General features: G+C 60.2%; 16 protein-coding genes and 1 pseudogene. 6 read left to right on the top strand and 11 right to left on the bottom strand.

Annotated elements, in window-relative coordinates; translation table 11 throughout:
* Positions 1 to 299 precede the first annotated feature (299 nt).
* On the top strand, positions 300 to 1238 hold the full coding sequence (gene pbpG / locus AC30D9_RS18180) for a D-alanyl-D-alanine endopeptidase (protein ID WP_134923604.1): 939 nt from the start codon (positions 300 to 302) through the stop codon (positions 1236 to 1238).
* Between the two features lie 44 nt (positions 1239 to 1282).
* On the opposite strand, the gene AC30D9_RS18175 is transcribed toward pbpG, so the two are convergent.
* Positions 1283 to 1480, bottom strand: a complete 198-nt coding sequence (locus AC30D9_RS18175; RefSeq protein ID WP_134923603.1) for a DUF6021 family protein — start codon at positions 1478 to 1480, stop codon at positions 1283 to 1285.
* 101 nt (positions 1481 to 1581) lie between these two features.
* Positions 1582 to 2259 carry a peptidase C39 family protein gene (locus AC30D9_RS18170; RefSeq protein WP_134923602.1) on the bottom strand — a complete coding sequence of 226 codons (678 nt, stop codon included), beginning with the start codon at positions 2257 to 2259 and terminating at the stop codon, positions 1582 to 1584.
* Between the two features lie 224 nt (positions 2260 to 2483).
* Between AC30D9_RS18170 and AC30D9_RS18165 the strand changes: the two genes are divergently transcribed.
* A complete protein-coding gene (locus AC30D9_RS18165) occupies positions 2484 to 2648 on the top strand; it encodes a hypothetical protein (protein ID WP_167659309.1) in 165 nt (54 codons plus the stop codon).
* A 67-nt stretch (positions 2649 to 2715) separates the two neighbouring features.
* Here AC30D9_RS18165 and AC30D9_RS18160 read toward each other — a convergent pair whose 3' ends face one another.
* Both AC30D9_RS18160 and AC30D9_RS18155 read right to left on the bottom strand, forming a co-directional pair.
* Complete coding sequence (locus AC30D9_RS18160; RefSeq protein ID WP_134923601.1) at positions 2716 to 3465, bottom strand: TerC family protein; 750 nt, start codon at positions 3463 to 3465, stop codon at positions 2716 to 2718.
* A 26-nt stretch (positions 3466 to 3491) separates the two neighbouring features.
* Positions 3492 to 3743: a hypothetical protein gene (locus AC30D9_RS18155; RefSeq protein ID WP_307571303.1), complete on the bottom strand. Its 252-nt coding sequence runs from the start codon at positions 3741 to 3743 to the stop codon at positions 3492 to 3494.
* A gap of 137 nt (positions 3744 to 3880) precedes the next feature.
* On the opposite strand from AC30D9_RS18155, the gene nhaR reads away from it, so the two are divergent.
* Positions 3881 to 4777 (top strand): transcriptional activator NhaR, encoded by an 897-nt coding sequence (nhaR, locus tag AC30D9_RS18150; protein WP_063322135.1) that lies wholly within the window; start codon positions 3881 to 3883, stop codon positions 4775 to 4777.
* On the opposite strand, the gene AC30D9_RS18145 is transcribed toward nhaR, so the two are convergent.
* Positions 4774 to 5925 carry an MFS transporter gene (locus AC30D9_RS18145; protein ID WP_109751631.1) on the bottom strand — a complete coding sequence of 384 codons (1152 nt, stop codon included), beginning with the start codon at positions 5923 to 5925 and terminating at the stop codon, positions 4774 to 4776. The genes nhaR and AC30D9_RS18145 overlap by 4 nt on opposite strands.
* A gap of 282 nt (positions 5926 to 6207) precedes the next feature.
* Here AC30D9_RS18145 and sstT point away from each other — a divergent pair, with 282 nt between their 5' ends.
* The gene (gene sstT, locus AC30D9_RS18140; RefSeq protein WP_134923598.1) at positions 6208 to 7440 is read left to right on the top strand and encodes a serine/threonine transporter SstT; all 1233 of its coding nucleotides are present in this window, start codon (positions 6208 to 6210) and stop codon (positions 7438 to 7440) included.
* Positions 7441 to 7661: 221 nt separating this feature from the next.
* Here the strand turns inward: sstT and AC30D9_RS18135 are convergent, their stop codons facing one another.
* Positions 7662 to 8171 carry a DUF1993 domain-containing protein gene (locus tag AC30D9_RS18135; protein WP_490144517.1) on the bottom strand — a complete coding sequence of 170 codons (510 nt, stop codon included), beginning with the start codon at positions 8169 to 8171 and terminating at the stop codon, positions 7662 to 7664.
* Between the two features lie 130 nt (positions 8172 to 8301).
* Here AC30D9_RS18135 and AC30D9_RS18130 point away from each other — a divergent pair, with 130 nt between their 5' ends.
* Entirely contained in the window at positions 8302 to 8949 is a 648-nt protein-coding gene (locus AC30D9_RS18130) for a YceH family protein (RefSeq protein ID WP_109751628.1), read from the top strand.
* 6 nt (positions 8950 to 8955) lie between these two features.
* On the opposite strand, the gene AC30D9_RS18125 is transcribed toward AC30D9_RS18130, so the two are convergent.
* Positions 8956 to 9777 carry a shikimate 5-dehydrogenase gene (locus AC30D9_RS18125; RefSeq protein WP_490144516.1) on the bottom strand — a complete coding sequence of 274 codons (822 nt, stop codon included), beginning with the start codon at positions 9775 to 9777 and terminating at the stop codon, positions 8956 to 8958.
* Positions 9778 to 10037: 260 nt separating this feature from the next.
* Here AC30D9_RS18125 and AC30D9_RS18120 point away from each other — a divergent pair, with 260 nt between their 5' ends.
* Positions 10038 to 10388 (top strand): hypothetical protein, encoded by a 351-nt coding sequence (locus tag AC30D9_RS18120; RefSeq protein WP_109751626.1) that lies wholly within the window; start codon positions 10038 to 10040, stop codon positions 10386 to 10388.
* 179 nt (positions 10389 to 10567) lie between these two features.
* Here the strand turns inward: AC30D9_RS18120 and AC30D9_RS18115 are convergent, their stop codons facing one another.
* The 4 genes and pseudogenes from AC30D9_RS18115 to AC30D9_RS18100 form a co-directional block, all read right to left on the bottom strand.
* Positions 10568 to 12088, bottom strand: a complete 1521-nt coding sequence (locus tag AC30D9_RS18115) for a nucleobase:cation symporter-2 family protein (RefSeq protein ID WP_490144515.1) — start codon at positions 12086 to 12088, stop codon at positions 10568 to 10570.
* A gap of 123 nt (positions 12089 to 12211) precedes the next feature.
* Positions 12212 to 13036 (bottom strand): arylamine N-acetyltransferase family protein, encoded by an 825-nt coding sequence (locus AC30D9_RS18110; protein WP_307571307.1) that lies wholly within the window; start codon positions 13034 to 13036, stop codon positions 12212 to 12214.
* 113 nt (positions 13037 to 13149) lie between these two features.
* Complete coding sequence (gene xth / locus AC30D9_RS18105; protein ID WP_134923591.1) at positions 13150 to 13944, bottom strand: exodeoxyribonuclease III; 795 nt, start codon at positions 13942 to 13944, stop codon at positions 13150 to 13152.
* 69 nt (positions 13945 to 14013) lie between these two features.
* Positions 14014 to 16591 (bottom strand): annotated as a pseudogene (locus AC30D9_RS18100) (bifunctional diguanylate cyclase/phosphodiesterase).
* Positions 16592 to 16595 lie beyond the last annotated feature (4 nt).

The raw sequence follows: 16595 nt of genomic DNA, 5'->3' as shown, positions 1-16595 counted from the left end.
GCGGTGGACCGGCCAACCTCCAAGTTGACTGATACGCCGCCATCGCGAGCAAACTCGCTCCCACAGGTGTTTTTGACAACCGGATTTGAGCAGCCAGGCCTCGATCGCATCTTTGGATCGCGCAAATTACGAATTTTTCAGATTCGATTCGCCAAAATATCCCTTCATTAAACTTTATTTATTCACAAGCCTTGGCGATACAGGCATATAGCGCTGCTGTCGCCCATACTCCTAAAATGCGACGTTTTTTGTAAAAGTCGTTGCTCAACGGCACCTTCAACTCTATCGAGTCTACTCGCGTGAAAATCCGTCTTTCGATCCTCAGCCTGTTCTTCGCTTTCACAGGCACCTTTATCACACAGGATGTCTACGCGCAGGAAACCATCGCGGCCCCACGGGATACGTCAAAACTGCAAGTCGCTTCAGGCAGCGCGATCCTGTTGGATCTCCAGACAGATAAAGTCGTTTATTCGAGCAACCCGGACGTGGTGGTGCCGATCGCTTCGGTGACCAAGCTGATGACCGGCCTGATCGTGCTGGATGCCAAACAGAACCTGGATGAGTACATTTCCATCACCATCGCCAACACCCCAGAGATGAAGGGCGTGTTTTCCCGGGTCAAGCTCAACAGCGAACTGTCGCGCCGGGACGTGCTGCTGATCGCCCTGATGTCTTCGGAGAACCGCGCTGCCGCCAGCCTTGCCCACCACTATCCGGGCGGCTATGCAGCGTTCATTGCCGCCATGAACGCCAAGGCGAAGGCGCTGGGCATGACCAGCACTCACTACGTCGAACCGACGGGCTTGTCGACCCACAACGTTTCGACCGCCCGGGACCTGACAAAGCTGCTGATCGCCGCTCGCAAGTACCCACTGCTGAGCGAGCTGAGCACCACCAAGGAAAAGACCGTTACCTTTCGCAAGCCGGTGTACAGCCTGGGCTTTCGTAACACCGATCACTTGGTCCACAAAGCCAACTGGGATATCCAGTTGACCAAGACCGGTTTTACCAACGAGGCCGGTCACTGCCTGGTGCTGGTGACGAAGATGAGCAATCGCCCGATGGCGCTGGTGATCCTCGATGCGTTCGGCAAGTACACGCACTTCGCCGATGCCAGCCGGATACGTAGTTGGGTGGAGACCGGAAAAAGCGCCGACGTGCCGGCGGTGGCTCTGCAATACAAGGCCGCCAAGAATCTCAAGAGCCGTCAGACTGGCGTGGTGGAAGCCTCCAAATAATTCCGCGAAATAAAGAAAGCCCCGACTCGTCGGGGCTTTCTTGTTTATGGCTTCAGGTCACCCAGCGGATCATAAGGCTTGGGCTTGCCCTCATCCTTCTTCTCGTCCAGAGGCGCCTTGGCCGGCCCTACCGGATCGACCTGAGGATCCTCAAGGTCCGGCGAGTCCGGATCGAACCCCAGGTCATCACCGCTGGAATGCTCTGATGAATGTGGCCCCGTAGGTGTGTTCGACTGTGCCATGCGTACCTCCTCCAATCACGGTCGGAAAAATGCCCGACCCTGACGATAAGAGCCTCAGGCCTGCCGGGTTGTGCCCGGCAAGTGACGAACGGGGCGAACGATCAATGTGCCGCACCCAGGGTCTTGGTAGCTCGCGCCGCCGCTTGCTCCTGCCCTGCCCCAGCCAATTCGTCCGCCGCTTTCAGCCAACGCTGCGAGTCGACATTGGCCGGCAGTTGCGTGGGTCGTTGGAGCAACACCGCCCAGCCGCCCGCACTCTTGAACGCCGATTCGAAGGCACTGAAGCTCATCAGTTGCCGCCGATTCATGCCTGATCGCAGCAATACCGTCTGCTTCTGACGGTTGTAGCCGACAAGAATCCCATACCGAGGTTCGGCCCAGAACACCGAACCGCCTATATAGCGCACCAGCACCGGATAACCTGCCGCGACCTGCTCCAACAGCGCAGGCAGCCTGGCGTCGAGGGGATACACCAGCAACCCGTATTCGCGCGCCAGGGTTTGCATATTCTGCTGCAAACCGGCTTCGCCACCCGGCAGATGCAACGGTTTCTCCAGCAAACCCGGGGTGATCACAGTGCCTTGCAACGTCAACACGGCGGCCAGGGACTGCGGGGCGCCCTGATGCATTTCGCCGCGATAGAACGGCACGCTGTTGAGTTCCACCCGCTCGGGTAGGCGCTGGATCTGTGGCGACACACTGCCCGCACACCCCGCCAGGGCAACGAGGCAGAACACCGTCAGTACCAGTGATCGAAAAGATGAAATGACCGGCGACATGATGACTCTCTTGTTCAGACGCCTGGCATCCGGGCCAGGCTTGGGTCGACGATCATAAGGTGCGCATCGCCATGGGTATAGCCATAACGGCAGTTTTACCAGGGTGATAGAACGAACCGATCCGTGCCCAAACGCCATGGATCGATTATCTGCAACACTTGAGCGACTAGACTGTCCATGTAATTAGGTGCGTTATCCCGGACCGGGGATAAAAGGAGGCACAGATGAGCCTGACCACGACAATTCTGATGCTGATATTCGGCTGGCTGAGCGTAGCCACGGCCATGCTGTGGGGCGTGCTTCGGATCACCCGGCGCCATCACCACGCGCCACCTGCGCAATCGGAAAAAACCACAAAAGCCGCCCGGCGCCACGCCACCGCACACTGACCACTCGCCATTCAAAACAAAAAAAGCCACCCGGGCCTGGGCCCGGGTGGCTTCTGTCTGCCTGGAATCAGGCGTTGTTGGCCAACGCCTTTTCCCTGGCCCGTCGGGACAACATGTTCAACACCTCGATCGCCGCCGAGAACGCCATGGCCGCGTAGATATAGCCCTTGGGCACATGGGCACCGAAGCCTTCGGCGATCAGCGTCATGCCGATCATGATCAGGAAGCCCAGGGCCAGCATGACCACTGTCGGGTTGTCGTTGATGAACTTGGCGAGCGGTTCGGCCGCCAGCAGCATCACCATCACCGACACAACGACTGCAATGATCATGATCGGCAGATGCTCGGTCATGCCCACGGCCGTGATGATGCTGTCGATGGAGAACACCAGGTCCAACATCAGGATCTGACCGATTGCCGCGGCAAAGCCCAGGGTCACGCCGGACGTGGTCGACTTGGGATCATTTGGTGCCGGATCCATGCTGTGGTGGATTTCAGTGGTCGCTTTCCACAGCAGGAACAGGCCGCCGGCGATCAGGATCATGTCTTTCCAGGAAAACGCCTGGCCCAGGATTTCGATGACCGGTTCGGTCAACTGCACGATGAAGGCAATAGTGCTCAACAAGCCCAGGCGCAAGATCAGCGCCATGCCGATACCGATCCGCCGCGCCTTGGCCCGATGCTGAGCCGGCAGTTTATTGGTCAGAATCGAAATGAAGATCAGGTTATCGATGCCAAGCACGATTTCCATGACCACCAGAGTTGCCAGGGCGATCCACGCAGTGGGGCTGGCGGCGAGCTGTAAAAGATAATCCATGGGTCAGTCCTGACTGATGTGACGGGTTAAATGGTTTCGGTAGAGGATTCTGATTTTTCAGGCTCTTCAGCCGGCTGTTTCTTGGGGCTGATCAACCCGCCAGTGGCTTCGCTGATCGCCTGTTCGGCGGCCTTGTGGGTATCGTCGATGGCCTGCTTGGCGGTTTGCGCGGCTTGCCCCATCAGCTGCTGGGCACTTTTTTCAGCCTGTTCACAGCCCGTCAGTGTCATTGCGGACATCACCAGCAAGGCTGCAAGCCCCAGAGATTTGTATGTCATGGAATGAACGCCTCTTGAGAATAGAAGGAGCACGAAAGTGCCCCACCAATGGCCAGGCATTCTAGAGAGGCGAATACTTCAGGAAAATTCGTATTTTCAGCGGTTATACTTCGGTTTTTACGAACTCATGTGAACCCATGCTCAATTACCGACAATTGCATTACTTCTGGGTGGTGGCGAAAACCGGCAGCATCGTGCGAGCGTGCGAGCAGTTGAACCTGACCCCACAGACCATCAGCGGGCAGATTTCCCTGTTCGAGCAAACCTACAACATCAAGTTGTTTCGTCGGGTCGGGCGGCAGTTGGAACTGACCGAAGCCGGTCGCCAGACATTGCCCTACGCCGAACACATGTTCCAGTTGGGCGGCGAACTGGAGCTGATGCTGCGGGCCCAGCCCAACGAACAGCAAACCCTGTTTCGGGTCGGGGTGGCGGATGTGGTGCCCAAATCCATCGTCTATCGACTGTTGGCACCGACCATGGAGTTGAGCGAGCCGCTACGCATCACCTGTCGCGAGGACAAGCTCGAACGCTTGCTGGCGGACTTGGCGATCCAGCGTCTTGACCTGGTGATTTCCGACAGCCCGATGCCGACTCACCTGGACATCAAGGGCTACAGCCAGAAACTGGGGGAATGCGGGATCAGTTTTTTCGCCACTGCTGCGCTGGCCGAACGCTATGGGCAGGATTTCCCCCATGGCCTGCATGACGCGCCGCTGCTGATTCCCGGGCCGGAAACCGTGGTGCGCAGCCGCTTGCAACGCTGGTTCGCCGAACAGCAGATCCAGCCGCGCATCGTCGGCGAGTTCGACGACAGCGCGTTGATGCAGGCATTCGGTCAATCCGGCAGCGGGATTTTCATCGGCCCAAGCGTGATCGCCGAAGAGGTGAAGCGCCAGTACGGCGTAGAAGTGATCGGCCAGACCGATGCGGTGAGCGAATCCTTCTACGCCATTTCCGTGGAGCGCAAGGTCAGCCACCCCGGCATCGTCGCGATTGCCGAAGGCGCCCGACGCGAGTTGTTCAGTGCCTAGCAGGTAACCCGGGGCTTGAAGGTCATCAGGAGCAACGCCAGCAGGATCGATACGAATATGAACCCGGCCGCCGCAAACCCGACACTACCCAGGCCCAGGGTATCGATGACCCGGCCACCGACCATCGCCCCCAGGCCAATCCCCAGGTTGGCCCCGGCAATGTTCAACGATGCGGCAAACGCCGGAGCCTGTGGGGCCGCCTTCATCAGCCGCACATGGCTGACCAGGAACAAAGCCGCCTGGGTCACGCCCCAAATGCCCATCGCCGCCGCCAGCGCTAGGGGCGAATGAATGCTTGGCACCAACGCCACCATGCCGCCGATCAGGAACAGGCAGAACACCATCGATGCGATCAACGGGTGCCGGTCCACCGCGCGGCCGCCCAGGGAATTGCCCAGCAGGCCGACGGCGCCGAAGCCCATCAGGCACCAGCCCACCAAAGTGCCGTCGAATCCGGCGAGGCGCTCGAGGATATCCGCCAGATAGGTGTAGGCGGTGAACATGCCGCTGAACACCAGGATCGACAGCAGCACATGCCCTTGCATCAACGGGCTGCGCAGGATCTTGAATTGCGAACGGAAGCTCACCTGATGCTGGTGCAGGTTGGTTTTCGGCAAGTAGATAAACAGCAGCAATGCCTTGGCGAAGGCGATGACCGCCAGGATCGCGAACGCGCTGCGCCAGCCAAACGCGTCGGAAATCAACGTGCCCACGGGAATGCCGAACACCGTGGCACAGACGATACCGAAGCCGATCCGGGCGATGGCTCGTCCGGCTAGCTGCGGACCGACAATATCCACCGCCGTTTCACTGGCCAGCGCCCAGAACACCGGCAGGCCCAGGGCCGGAATCAACCGGGCGATGGCCATCACCCAGATGTTGGGGGCGAACGCGGCGAGCATGTTGGCCAGGCCGAACATGACCAGCACGCTGATAAACAACTTGCGCCGCTCGAAGCGGGCGAACCAGGCGGTCAGAAATGGCCCGAACGCGGCCACCGTAAACGCGAACAACGTCACCAGCAATCCGGCCTGGGGAATAGTGACGTGCAGGTCACGGGCGATGGAGGGCAACAGGCCAACGATGACGAATTCCGTGGTCAGCACGGTAAAACCGGCGGCTGACAACAGGAAAATGGGTAACAACATGCAAAACTCCAGCGAAACGACGACACCAGCGTTAGCCCAAGGGCCCGCTGGCGGTAAGAAGGTGAGAACGGCAAAGCCTAACAGAATGCGCGCGTCTTACAAACGCATGCCATGGTCTGGAAAAGGGTGACGGACTGTCACAGGTCCGTCAGATTTTTTACCGGCTGTGATAAAGTTCGCGGCCTGCAAACGCCGTACTTCCTCTCGGTCCGCTCATGTGGCCTGCCCGCTTGTTGCCCTGACTCGTCGACCGTCGCACACAATAAAATCAGAGATGCCGCTATGACAGCTTCGTCCGTTACCCCATTGCAACGCCTCAAACGCACCAGCCTGGTGACGCAAATCATCATCGGCCTGATCGCCGGTATTGTCCTGGCATGGCTGGCGCCCGACCTGGCGAAGTCCACCGCATTCATCGGCAAGGTCTTCGTTTCCGCGCTCAAGGCCGTGGCGCCGATCCTGGTATTCGTGCTGGTCATGGCCTCGATCGCCAACCACAAGCACGGCCAGGAAACCCATATCCGGCCGATCCTGTTCCTCTACCTGCTGGGCACTTTCGCCGCTGCGGTGGTCGCGGTGGTGGCCAGTACGCTGTTTCCCTCCAGCCTCGTGCTGTCGACCCAAGACGTCGCGGTCACGGCGCCCGGCGGCATCAGCGAAGTGCTGCAAAGCCTGCTGCTCAGCGTGGTGGACAACCCGGTCCGGGCGCTGATGGACGGTAACTTCATCGGCATCCTGGCCTGGGCCATCGGCATGGGTATCGCCATTCGCCATGCTGGCCAGACCACGCGCACCGTACTCGACGACCTGTCCAACGGCGTGACCGTGATCGTGCGCCTGGTGATCAGCTTCGCCCCGTTGGGGATCTTCGGCCTGGTAGCCTCGACGCTGGCCACTTCCGGCTTCGGCGCCCTGCTCGGCTACCTGCACCTGCTCACCGTGTTGATCGGCTGCATGCTGTTCGTGGCGTTGGTGATCAACCCACTCATCGTGTTCTGGAAACTGCGTCGCAACCCCTACCCGCTGGTATTCACCTGCCTGCGCGAGAGTGGCATCACGGCGTTTTTCACCCGCAGCTCGGCGGCGAATATTCCGGTGAACCTGGAACTGAGCAAACGCCTGGGCCTGCACGAAGACACCTATTCGGTGTCGATCCCGCTGGGCGCGACCATCAACATGGCGGGCGCTGCCATTACCATCACCGTACTGACCCTGGCGGCCGTGCATACCCTGGGCATCGCAGTGGATGTGCCAACAGCCGTGCTGCTGAGCGTTGTCGCGGCCATTTGCGCGTGCGGTGCATCCGGGGTGGCCGGCGGTTCGCTGTTGCTGATTCCCCTGGCGTGCAGCCTGTTCGGCATTCCCAGCGAGATCGCCATGCAAGTGGTCGCGGTGGGCTTTATCATCGGTGTCTTGCAGGACTCGGCGGAGACTGCGTTGAACTCGTCCACGGATGTGCTGTTCACGGCGGCGGCTTGCCTGGGTGAGGAAGAGAAGCTCGCGCGTACGGCGTAATCAGGATCGACCTGCCTCTTGTGAGGTCTGTGATGCCGTCATCGCGAGCAGGCTCGCTCCCGCATTGGATTTGTGTCTGTCGCAAGCCACGCGGGAGCGAGCAAGCTCGCGATAGAGGCAGATAACTCACAGATGACTTACAAGCTGCTCCTAATAAGCAGCAGCCACAAAAAAGCCCGGGAACGGCCCACACCGTCCCGGGCTTCTTCATGCCTGTGGGGTTAGAACGCGCCCATGTAGTCGCGCTTGCCCACTTCCACGCCATTGTGGCGCAGCAATGCGTAGGTGGTGGTGACGTGGAAGAAGAACTGCGGCAGGCCGTAGGTCAGCAGGTAGTTCTGGCCGCTGAAGCGCTTCTCCTTCGGTGTGCCCGGGCGGGTGACGATTTCGATACCTTCCTTGCCATCGATCTGCTCAGGGCGGATGCCATCGATGAAGGCCAATACCTTGGCGATAAGGGCTTGCAGCTCGGCGAAGGTCGTCTCGCTGTCGTCATACTTCGGCACTTCGACCTCAGCCAGGCGTGCAGTCACACCTTTGGCGAAGTCCACCGCGATCTGCACCTGGCGCACCAGCGGGAACATGTCCGGGTACAGGCGGGCTTGCAGGAAGGCGTTCGGGTCGATGTTCTTCGCGGTGGCGTGGGCTTCGGCCTTGTTCAGAACGTCGCTCAACGCGTTGAGCATCTGCTTGAAAACCGGGACGGAAGCGGCGTACAGGGAAATAGTCATGGCAATCTCATGCAGGTGGCAGGAAAGAATGAATCAAACGGCTGCGATTATAGCCACGGCTTGTTGCACGGCTTGTCTTTTATTGCGCAAGGATTAGGCTAGGCGGCTTCCACAGCATAGGGAACGCGCGATGAGCATCGAAGAACAACAGCAGGCTGAAGAACCACGGCTCAATAGCACGGAAATCCGCATCCTCGGCGCGCTGGTCGAGAAGCAGGCCACCAACCCCGAGACCTACCCGCTGACCCTCAACGCCCTGGTACTGGCCTGCAACCAGAAAACCAGCCGCGAACCGGTGATGAACCTCAACCCGGGCCAGGTCGGCCAGAGCCTGCGGGCGCTGGAAGGTCGCGGCTTTACCAAGCTGGTGATGGGCAGCCGCGCCGACCGTTGGGAGCATCGGGTCGACAAAGCCCTGGAGCTGGTGCCGGCCCAAGTGGTCCTGATGGGGTTGCTGTTCCTGCGTGGCCCGCAAACGGTCAATGAGCTACTGACCCGCAGCGCACGGATGCACGACTTCGAAGATGTCGAACAAGTACTGCACCAGCTTGAACGCCTGATCGCCCGTGGGCTGGCGCTGCTGGTGCCCCGCCAGGCCGGCCAGCGCGAGGACCGCTATGTGCACGCCATGGGCGACCCGGCTGACATCGAAGCAATTCTCGCCGCTCGCCAGCACCCGGTGGAGCGCGGCGCCGGCGGCGGTGTCTCGCTGGAACGCATCGAAGAGCTCGAAGCGCGGATCGCGGCACTGGAAGAACGCCTGGCGCGGCTGGAATAGCAGCGCCTACGCCGACCGGGCGAAGGCGACGGCTTTTTCGAATTGCTCCAGGTTGGGCCGCACACCGGTGTACAGCACAAACTGCTCCAGGGCCTGGATCGCAATGACTTCCAGCCCGGTGATGACCCGTTTGCCTTCGGCCCGGGCGCGCACGATCAGTGGCGTTTCCGACGGGATCGCCACGACATCGAACACGGTCTCGGCCGCGGCGATGGTCTCGGGCTCGAACGCCAATTGGTCGGCCTCCGGGCCACCGGTCATGCCGATCGGCGTGACGTTGATCAGCATCTGCGGCCGTCGGCTACCCAGTTCAGCTTGCCATTCATACCCCAGGGACTCGGCCAAGGCTCGCCCGGCGGTTTCATTGCGGGCAACGATCAGCCCGTTCTTGTAGCCCCCATCACGCAAGGCACTGGCCACAGCCTTGGCCATGCCGCCGCTGCCGCGCAGGGCAAAGGTCGAGTCCTTGGGCACGGCGTGGCTTTGCAGCAACTGGGCGATGGCGATGTAATCCGTGTTGTAGGCCTTCAGATGGCCGTTGGTATTGACGATGGTGTTGATGGATTGGATCGCGGCGGCGGAAGGATCCAGCTCGTCCACCAGGGCGATGCAGGCTTCCTTGAACGGCATCGACACGCCGCAGCCGCGAATGCCCAGGGCGCGGATACCGCCCACCGCTCCAGGCAGGTCCTGGCTGCTGAACGCCTTGTAATAGAAGTTCAGGCCCAATTGTTCATACAAATGATTATGAAAGCGCAGGCCGAAGTTTCCGGGACGCCCCGAGAGCGACATGCACAGTTGGGTGTCTTTGTCGGGATTGATCTGCATGCGTGTCTCCTTGCGTTCACTTTCGGACAGACGGAAATACCGTCGCGAAAGGTTTATTCGATGATGATACCGTCCGGCACGGCCCGATCTCAGGCCGCTGGATGGCGCGGCGCGGTAAAGAAAAGCGCTACAGACCTTACACAATATTTACCCAACGGCGTCGCAAATCTTGAGAAAATCGCTGTCATAGCAAGTAACCCCGCGACCCTCATCGGGTCTGTTGCAGACCACAGGCGCCGGGGCCGAAACGAGGAACAGCCATGAATCGTAAACTTCCCATCATCGCCCTGCTCATGGGGGCACTCGCGGTCACCGGCCAGGCATCCGCCCACGGTCGTGGTGGTTGGGAGGGGCCCGCAGTGTTTGGCGCAATCGTCGGTTCGGCCATCGTCGGCTCGGCCATCATCAACCGTGATCGGCCGGTGTATGTGCAGCAACCGGTCTACGTCCAGCCGCAGCCGGTCTACTACCAGCCGCCACCACCGGTCTATTACCAGCCACAACCGGTGTATGTAGAGCAACCGATCTACTATCGCCCGGCACCGGTGTATTACGGGCCACCACGGGGCTACTACTACGGCCCACCACGGGGCCATTACGGCCGCTGGTAATCAGCTCTTTCGAGCGGCACAAAAAAGCCTGTGATCCTTGATCACAGGCTTTTTCATGTCCGCTGGGGCGCGAAGCGGCCCTGAATGCCGACAACCCAGTGTGTCAGGCGGTTAAGTTGACTGCTTAGGGGCTGCTGCGCAGCCCAGCGGGGATAAATCCCCTCGCCACAGTGTAATGGTCAGACGTGCTCGCTGCTTTTCAGGCGGATCGGCCCATGCCCCGCCGGCTCGTGAACAGACTCCGCCACCACGGGAATCTCGTTACCGTCGCAATCATGCAGCTTGCCGTCGCTGAAGTAATCGCCTTCGCGCAGCGCCGCCAGGTCCTGGTAACGCAACACCCGCTCGGTGCCGGCAGCGAAAACCGACTGTTGGTCGGAGTTACCCGCAGTGAGGTGGTTGAACGCCAGGTTCAGCACGATCGCCATGATTGCCGAAGAACTGATGCCCGAATGAAAGATGGTCGCGAACCAGCTTGGGAAATGATCGTAGAAGTTCGGTGCGGCAATAGGGATCATGCCAAAACCGATGGAGGTGGCGACGATGATCAGGTTGACGTTGTTGCGGTAATCGACTTTCGACAGCGTGCGGATGCCACTGGCAGCCACTGTGCCGAACAGCACGATACCGGCACCGCCCAGCACCGAGGTCGGCACCGCCGCGATCACCCGCCCCATGAACGGCAGCAGGCCGAGCACCACCAGAAACACCCCGCCGGTCGCCACCACGAAACGGCTCTTGATCCCGGTCACCGCCACCAGCCCGACGTTCTGGGCAAAGGCGCTCTGGGTGAAAGAACCGAAGATCGGCGCGATCATGCTCGACAGCATATCGGCCCGCAAGCCGTTGCCCAGGCGTCTCGAGTCGACTTTGGTGTCGATGATCTCACCCACGGCCAGAATGTCGGCGGAAGTTTCCACCAGGGTCACCATGATCACAATGCACATCGACAGGATCGCGGCGATGTGGAAGGTCGGCATGCCGAAATGGAACGGTGTCGGGAAGCCGAACATCGGGCCTTGGCTGACCGATGAAAAATCGGCCATGCCGAGGAACACCGCGATGACAGTGCCAAGGACCATCGCCAACAGAATCGATAACCGGGAGATGGTGGCGCTGCCCATTTTGCTCAGTAACAGCACCAGTACCAGCGTCACCGCGGCCAGGCCGATGTTGGCCATGCTGCCGAAATCAGCGGCGTGACTGTTGCCGCCCATCGCCCAACGCGCCGCCACCGGCATCAGGGTCAGGCCGATAGTGGTGATCACGATGCCAGTGACCAAGGGCGGAAAGAATCGGGTGATGCGCGAAAACACCGGGGTAATCAGCAAACCAATCAGCGACGCTGCGATCACCGCACCAAGGATGGCTTGAAAGCCGCCCTCCCCGCCGCTGCCGACAATCGCCACCATGGTTGCGACGCCCGAGAACGATACGCCTTGCACCAAGGGCAACTGGCAGCCGAAAAACGGCAAGCCAAGGGTTTGCAGCAACGTCGCCAAGCCCCCTGCGAACAATGACGCGGCAATCAACAGACCGATATCAGCCGGCGAAAGCCCGGCTGCCTGGCCGATGATCAACGGCACGGCGACGATGCCGCCGTACATGGTCAACACATGTTGCAGGCCGTAAGCCATATTCGCGCCGACGCCAAGGTTTTCGTCCTCGGGCCGTGGGAGTGAAACATGGGGCGTTTTCATGGTTCGGGAATTCCCTGTTTTTTGTTATGGGCACACTGTATTCAAAACTCAGGACAAATGTCCATAGAGTTGTATACAACTTGTTACCCTACCCAGGAACAGGATTTCTGCCCACCAGCCTTTTTATGGCTGGAGCAAGCCCACGACTGCTGGTCGCAGCAGCTCGCGAGGCGGTACGCGCAGGTCGAACTCCTGTTCCAGCACGTCGATCAATTCGTCGGCATCGGTGAGCGATCGTCGTTCACTCTCCTGCCCTATCCGGTGCACGGCATAGCTGTTGCCGTTCAGGGTCTTGCGCAGCCCATCACCGGTGCGCGCGACCATCAACCGGCCCATGAACGGCGACTCAGGATGGCTGCAGACATACCAATTGCCCAGGGTGTAGTCGATGTCTTCCTGGCGTTGCAGATCGAACAGGTACATCGGTCGCCATTCATCGGCCACGTTGGCGCGCAACAGGTAACCGTCCGCATGGGTCTCGATACGGTACGGCTCATGGGGCGTGACTTGTGCATCACGGCTGTCCAGCAGCAGCGGCGCAGTTGGCACCATGCCACCGAAGCCGACGTCGGTGATGTAGCGCACACCGTCGAGCGTCACCAGGCTCAGCCTATGGGTGCGGGCAGCCCAAGTGCCTTCAGGCGCATTCATCACCACGCGGCCGGTGATGCCCCGGGCCTCGAAACCCAGCGCCTGCAACAACGCCAGGAACAATTGGTTGAGTTCATAGCAATAGCCTCCGCGCCCTTGTTCAAACACTTTTCGTTCGACCGATTCAAGGTCGATGGGCACGGGTTGGCGCAGCAACGTCGAGAGGGTTTCAAAGGGGAATTCGGCGGTATGGCGCCATTGCAGTTGACGCAACGTGTCGAGGGTTGGCGCCGGGGGTGCATCGAAGCCCAGGCGCCGTAGATAGCGGGCCGTGTCGCTCAGTTGGGGATGACTCATGAGGGTGTCCTTTTCCGGGGTCGCGCAGCGCACACGACATACGCACTGCCATTGGGCGCCAGGTATAAGACATTCCCCTCACAGAGACAACAAGCGACCGGGGCGCTGCCTGCTCACCGCCGCTTGCGTGAAGCCAGCCGGATCCAGGTGGGCGCGTGGTCGCTGGGGTGAGGTTGATTGCGGACCCAGGCGTCGACGCCGGCATCGCTCAGGTAGGCGCTGGCCGCCGGGTTGAGCAGTAGGTGATCGATGCGCAGTCCGGAGTTTTTCTGCCAGTGCTGGCGAAAATAATCCCAGAAGGTGTAGATCCGCTCGTCCGGATACAGGTGGCGCAACGAATCGGTCCAGCCCTGGTCCAGCAGCCGCTGATAGCACGCGCGGCTTTCAGGCTGCAACAGCGCATCCTTGAGCCAGGAACGCGGGTTGTAGATGTCCATGTCGGTGGGCACTACATTATAGTCACCGGCCAGCACCACCGGATGATCACTGGCCTGCAACCCTTGGGCATAGTCGATCAGCCGTTCGAACCACGCCAGCTTGTAGTCGAACTTCGGACCCGGTTGCGGGTTGCCGTTGGGCAGGTAAAGGCAGCCCACCAGCACACCATGGACCGCCGCCTCCAGATAGCGACTATGGCTGTCGTCGTCTGCGCCGGGCAGGCCTCGCCGGCTCTCCAGCGGCTGCGCGTCACGGGCCAGGATCGCAACACCGTTCCAGGACGCCTGCCCGTGCCAGATCGCCCCATACCCCACCGACTCCAACTCCGCCGCCGGGAAGTCCTTGTCCACGGCCTTGAGCTCCTGCAAACAGACGATGTCGGGGCTCTCCCGCTCTAGCCATTCCAGCAGGTTGGGCAGCCGGGCGCGGATGCCATTAATGTTGAAGGTCGCGATCCGAAGGTTTTTCAAAGGTCCAGAACCCGAAATGCCAAGTCACAGTTGTGACCGACAACCGGACGCAGTGGTTGCAACAGATCTTCAGGAGCCCGTTTTCGACAAGGGCTGACCATTCGCCAACAACTGTGCAAAGGCTTGCCTGTCGATCGGCCGGCTGAGGAAATAACCCTGTACTTCGTGGCATTGGTCCGTACCCAATGACCCGAGCTGGGCCAGGGTTTCCACCCCCTCGGCAGTGACCGTCAAGCCCATGGCCTTGCCCAGGTTGATGATTGCCTGCACCACGGCGCGATCGTTGCTGCTGTTGCTCATGGAAGCAATAAAACGCTTGTCGATCTTGATGCCATCAAATGGATAGGTGCGCAGGTAGCCGAGAGACGAGTAACCGGTACCGAAATCGTCCATGTTCAAGCGCACGCCCAGTTCCTTCAGGGCGTTCATGACCTGCAGGGCGCCATCAACATCGTTGAGCATCACGTTTTCAGTGATCTCGAGTTCCAGGCGACTCGCCGGAAAACGGGTTTCGATCAATATCTGCCGTACATCCTCCACCACATCGCTACGCTCGAACTGCGCCGGTGACAGGTTGACCGAGACCATCAAATTCCCCAGGCCAGGTCAGCGCGGTTTCGCAGGCCTCACGCAATACCCAGCGCGAAAGCGGGACAATCAGGTCGGTTTGCTCGGCCAAGGGAATGAAGGCATCGGGGCTCAACAAGCCTTGGGTCGGATGCTGCCAGCGAACCAACGCCTCGACCGCTACGATCTCCCGCCCATCGACGGTGTAGCGCGGCTGGAAATGCAGGACGAATTCGTTTTTCTTCACGGCCTGGCGCAAGTCGCTTTCCAGTTGGCGACGATGCTGGATCTGATCGTTCATCTGCGAAGCGAAATAGCACCAGGTTTTCTTGCCCTCGGACTTGGCCTGGTACAAGGCGATGTCGGCACAGCGGATCAGTTCACCCGGTACGTAACCCTGGCGGCGGCTGACGGCAATGCCAATGCTGGCGCCGATGTGCAACGAATGGGTTTCATAGAGAATCGGTTGCTGCAGGCTGTCGATCAGTCGCGCACAGAATCGGTCGATCTCAGTGGTGTTCTCCATCCCGGTGAGCACCACCACGAACTCATCGCCCCCCAGGCGTGCCACCAGGTCCTGCTCGCGGGTGCAATCGCGCAGTCGCTGGGCCACTTCCAGCAATACCGCATCACCGGCCGGGTGGCCGAGGGAGTCGTTGATCGGCTTGAAGTTATCCAGGTCGACCATCAGCAACGTCAGGGGGACGGAATGCTCCTTGGCCACCAGCGCATCATCCAGGTGCCGCGCCAGCTTGTTGCGGTTCGGCAGGCCGGTCAGCGCATCGTGCATCGACAGATGCTGGACCTGGGCATGGGCCGCCACTTCATCGGTGATGTCGCTGGCGGTGCCGCGATAACCCACCACCTCGGCCTTGTCGTAGATCGGGCGGGCCGACACTCGGCAGAAGCGCAGTTGCCCGGAATAATCGCGATAGGAACAGCGCAAGTTGTTGGCGTTATGCTCCTGTGTCAATTTGCCCAACCAGAGGGCAATCGGCGTGGTGTCGCAATACAGCAGTTGCTCGATATCCTGCCCCAGCCATTGCTGATCGGAAAACCCGGTGACCGTATTGAAACGCCCCGATAAATAGGTGATGCGTTGTTGCCCGTCGATTTCCCAAATCCAGTCGGAAGCCGCCTCGGCCACGGCCCGGAAGCGCTCCTCGCTGGCCTCCAGGGCATGGGCCGACTGTTCCAGGCTGTCGTAACTGGCGTCCACATGCCGAGCCGTGCGTAACGCATAGCGAAAAAAGTAAGCGGTCAGCAGGGCCAGGATCAGCAACGCGCCACCCAGCGGCGGCACCAGGGACCAGAGCAATTGCTGGCCCGGTCGCTCCAGCCGGGACACCAGGCTGTAGCCGGTACTGTCCAGCGGTACGGCTGGCTGGCCGGGCTCAAGTTCGGTGTCTTTCTTGAGATTCAAGTCGGTGAGGCCATAACTCTTGCCCAGCTTGCGCAGCTTGACGGGCGTCAGTTGGTCGACGAACAGCAGGACCGAAGTGCCTTTGGACTCGACTTGGGGTCGTTCGTCGTTGGGCAGAATCACCGAAGCGGTGACGATGGCCGGCCACCCCTCGAACAATGTGTAGCGGATCGTAGACATCGTCAGATCGGGCTGCGCCTGGAGCTGGTCCACCAGATCCGTCAGCGGCATACTCACATGAGCTGCGGCGTCCTCCTGAACATTACGCCCACGCACCACGGCATATTTCGTGCGTTGCCGATCAACGACAAACACACCCTCGTATTCGTCATTGGTGAACAAGGTCTTGCCCATGTTCTGTTCGGCGTAGGCCCATTGCACGTCGACTTCGCCGTTGAGGTGATCGTAGGCAGTGGTCCAATAGGCATAACTGGCGATGTAGTTTTTCGAGGCGGTGATGCGATTCTCGAGGGCGCGCTCGGTATAGAAATGCGTCTTGCGCTCATCCTCCGCATCCAGCTTTTGCGCAATATTGAACAGCGCGGCAATCGCCACCAGGACGCCCAGGACAAACAGCGCCCCGACCGCCACGACCAGGCGACGGGTAATCGGGGTATGACGCGCGGTGTTTGAAGAGGTATCGGCAGCGGAATCCATTGAC

The sequence above is a fragment of the Pseudomonas sp. DF11 genome, assembly GCF_058148565.1.
The sequence above is the reverse complement of the archived record's forward strand: the minus strand, read 5'-3'. Positions and strand labels throughout refer to the sequence as shown.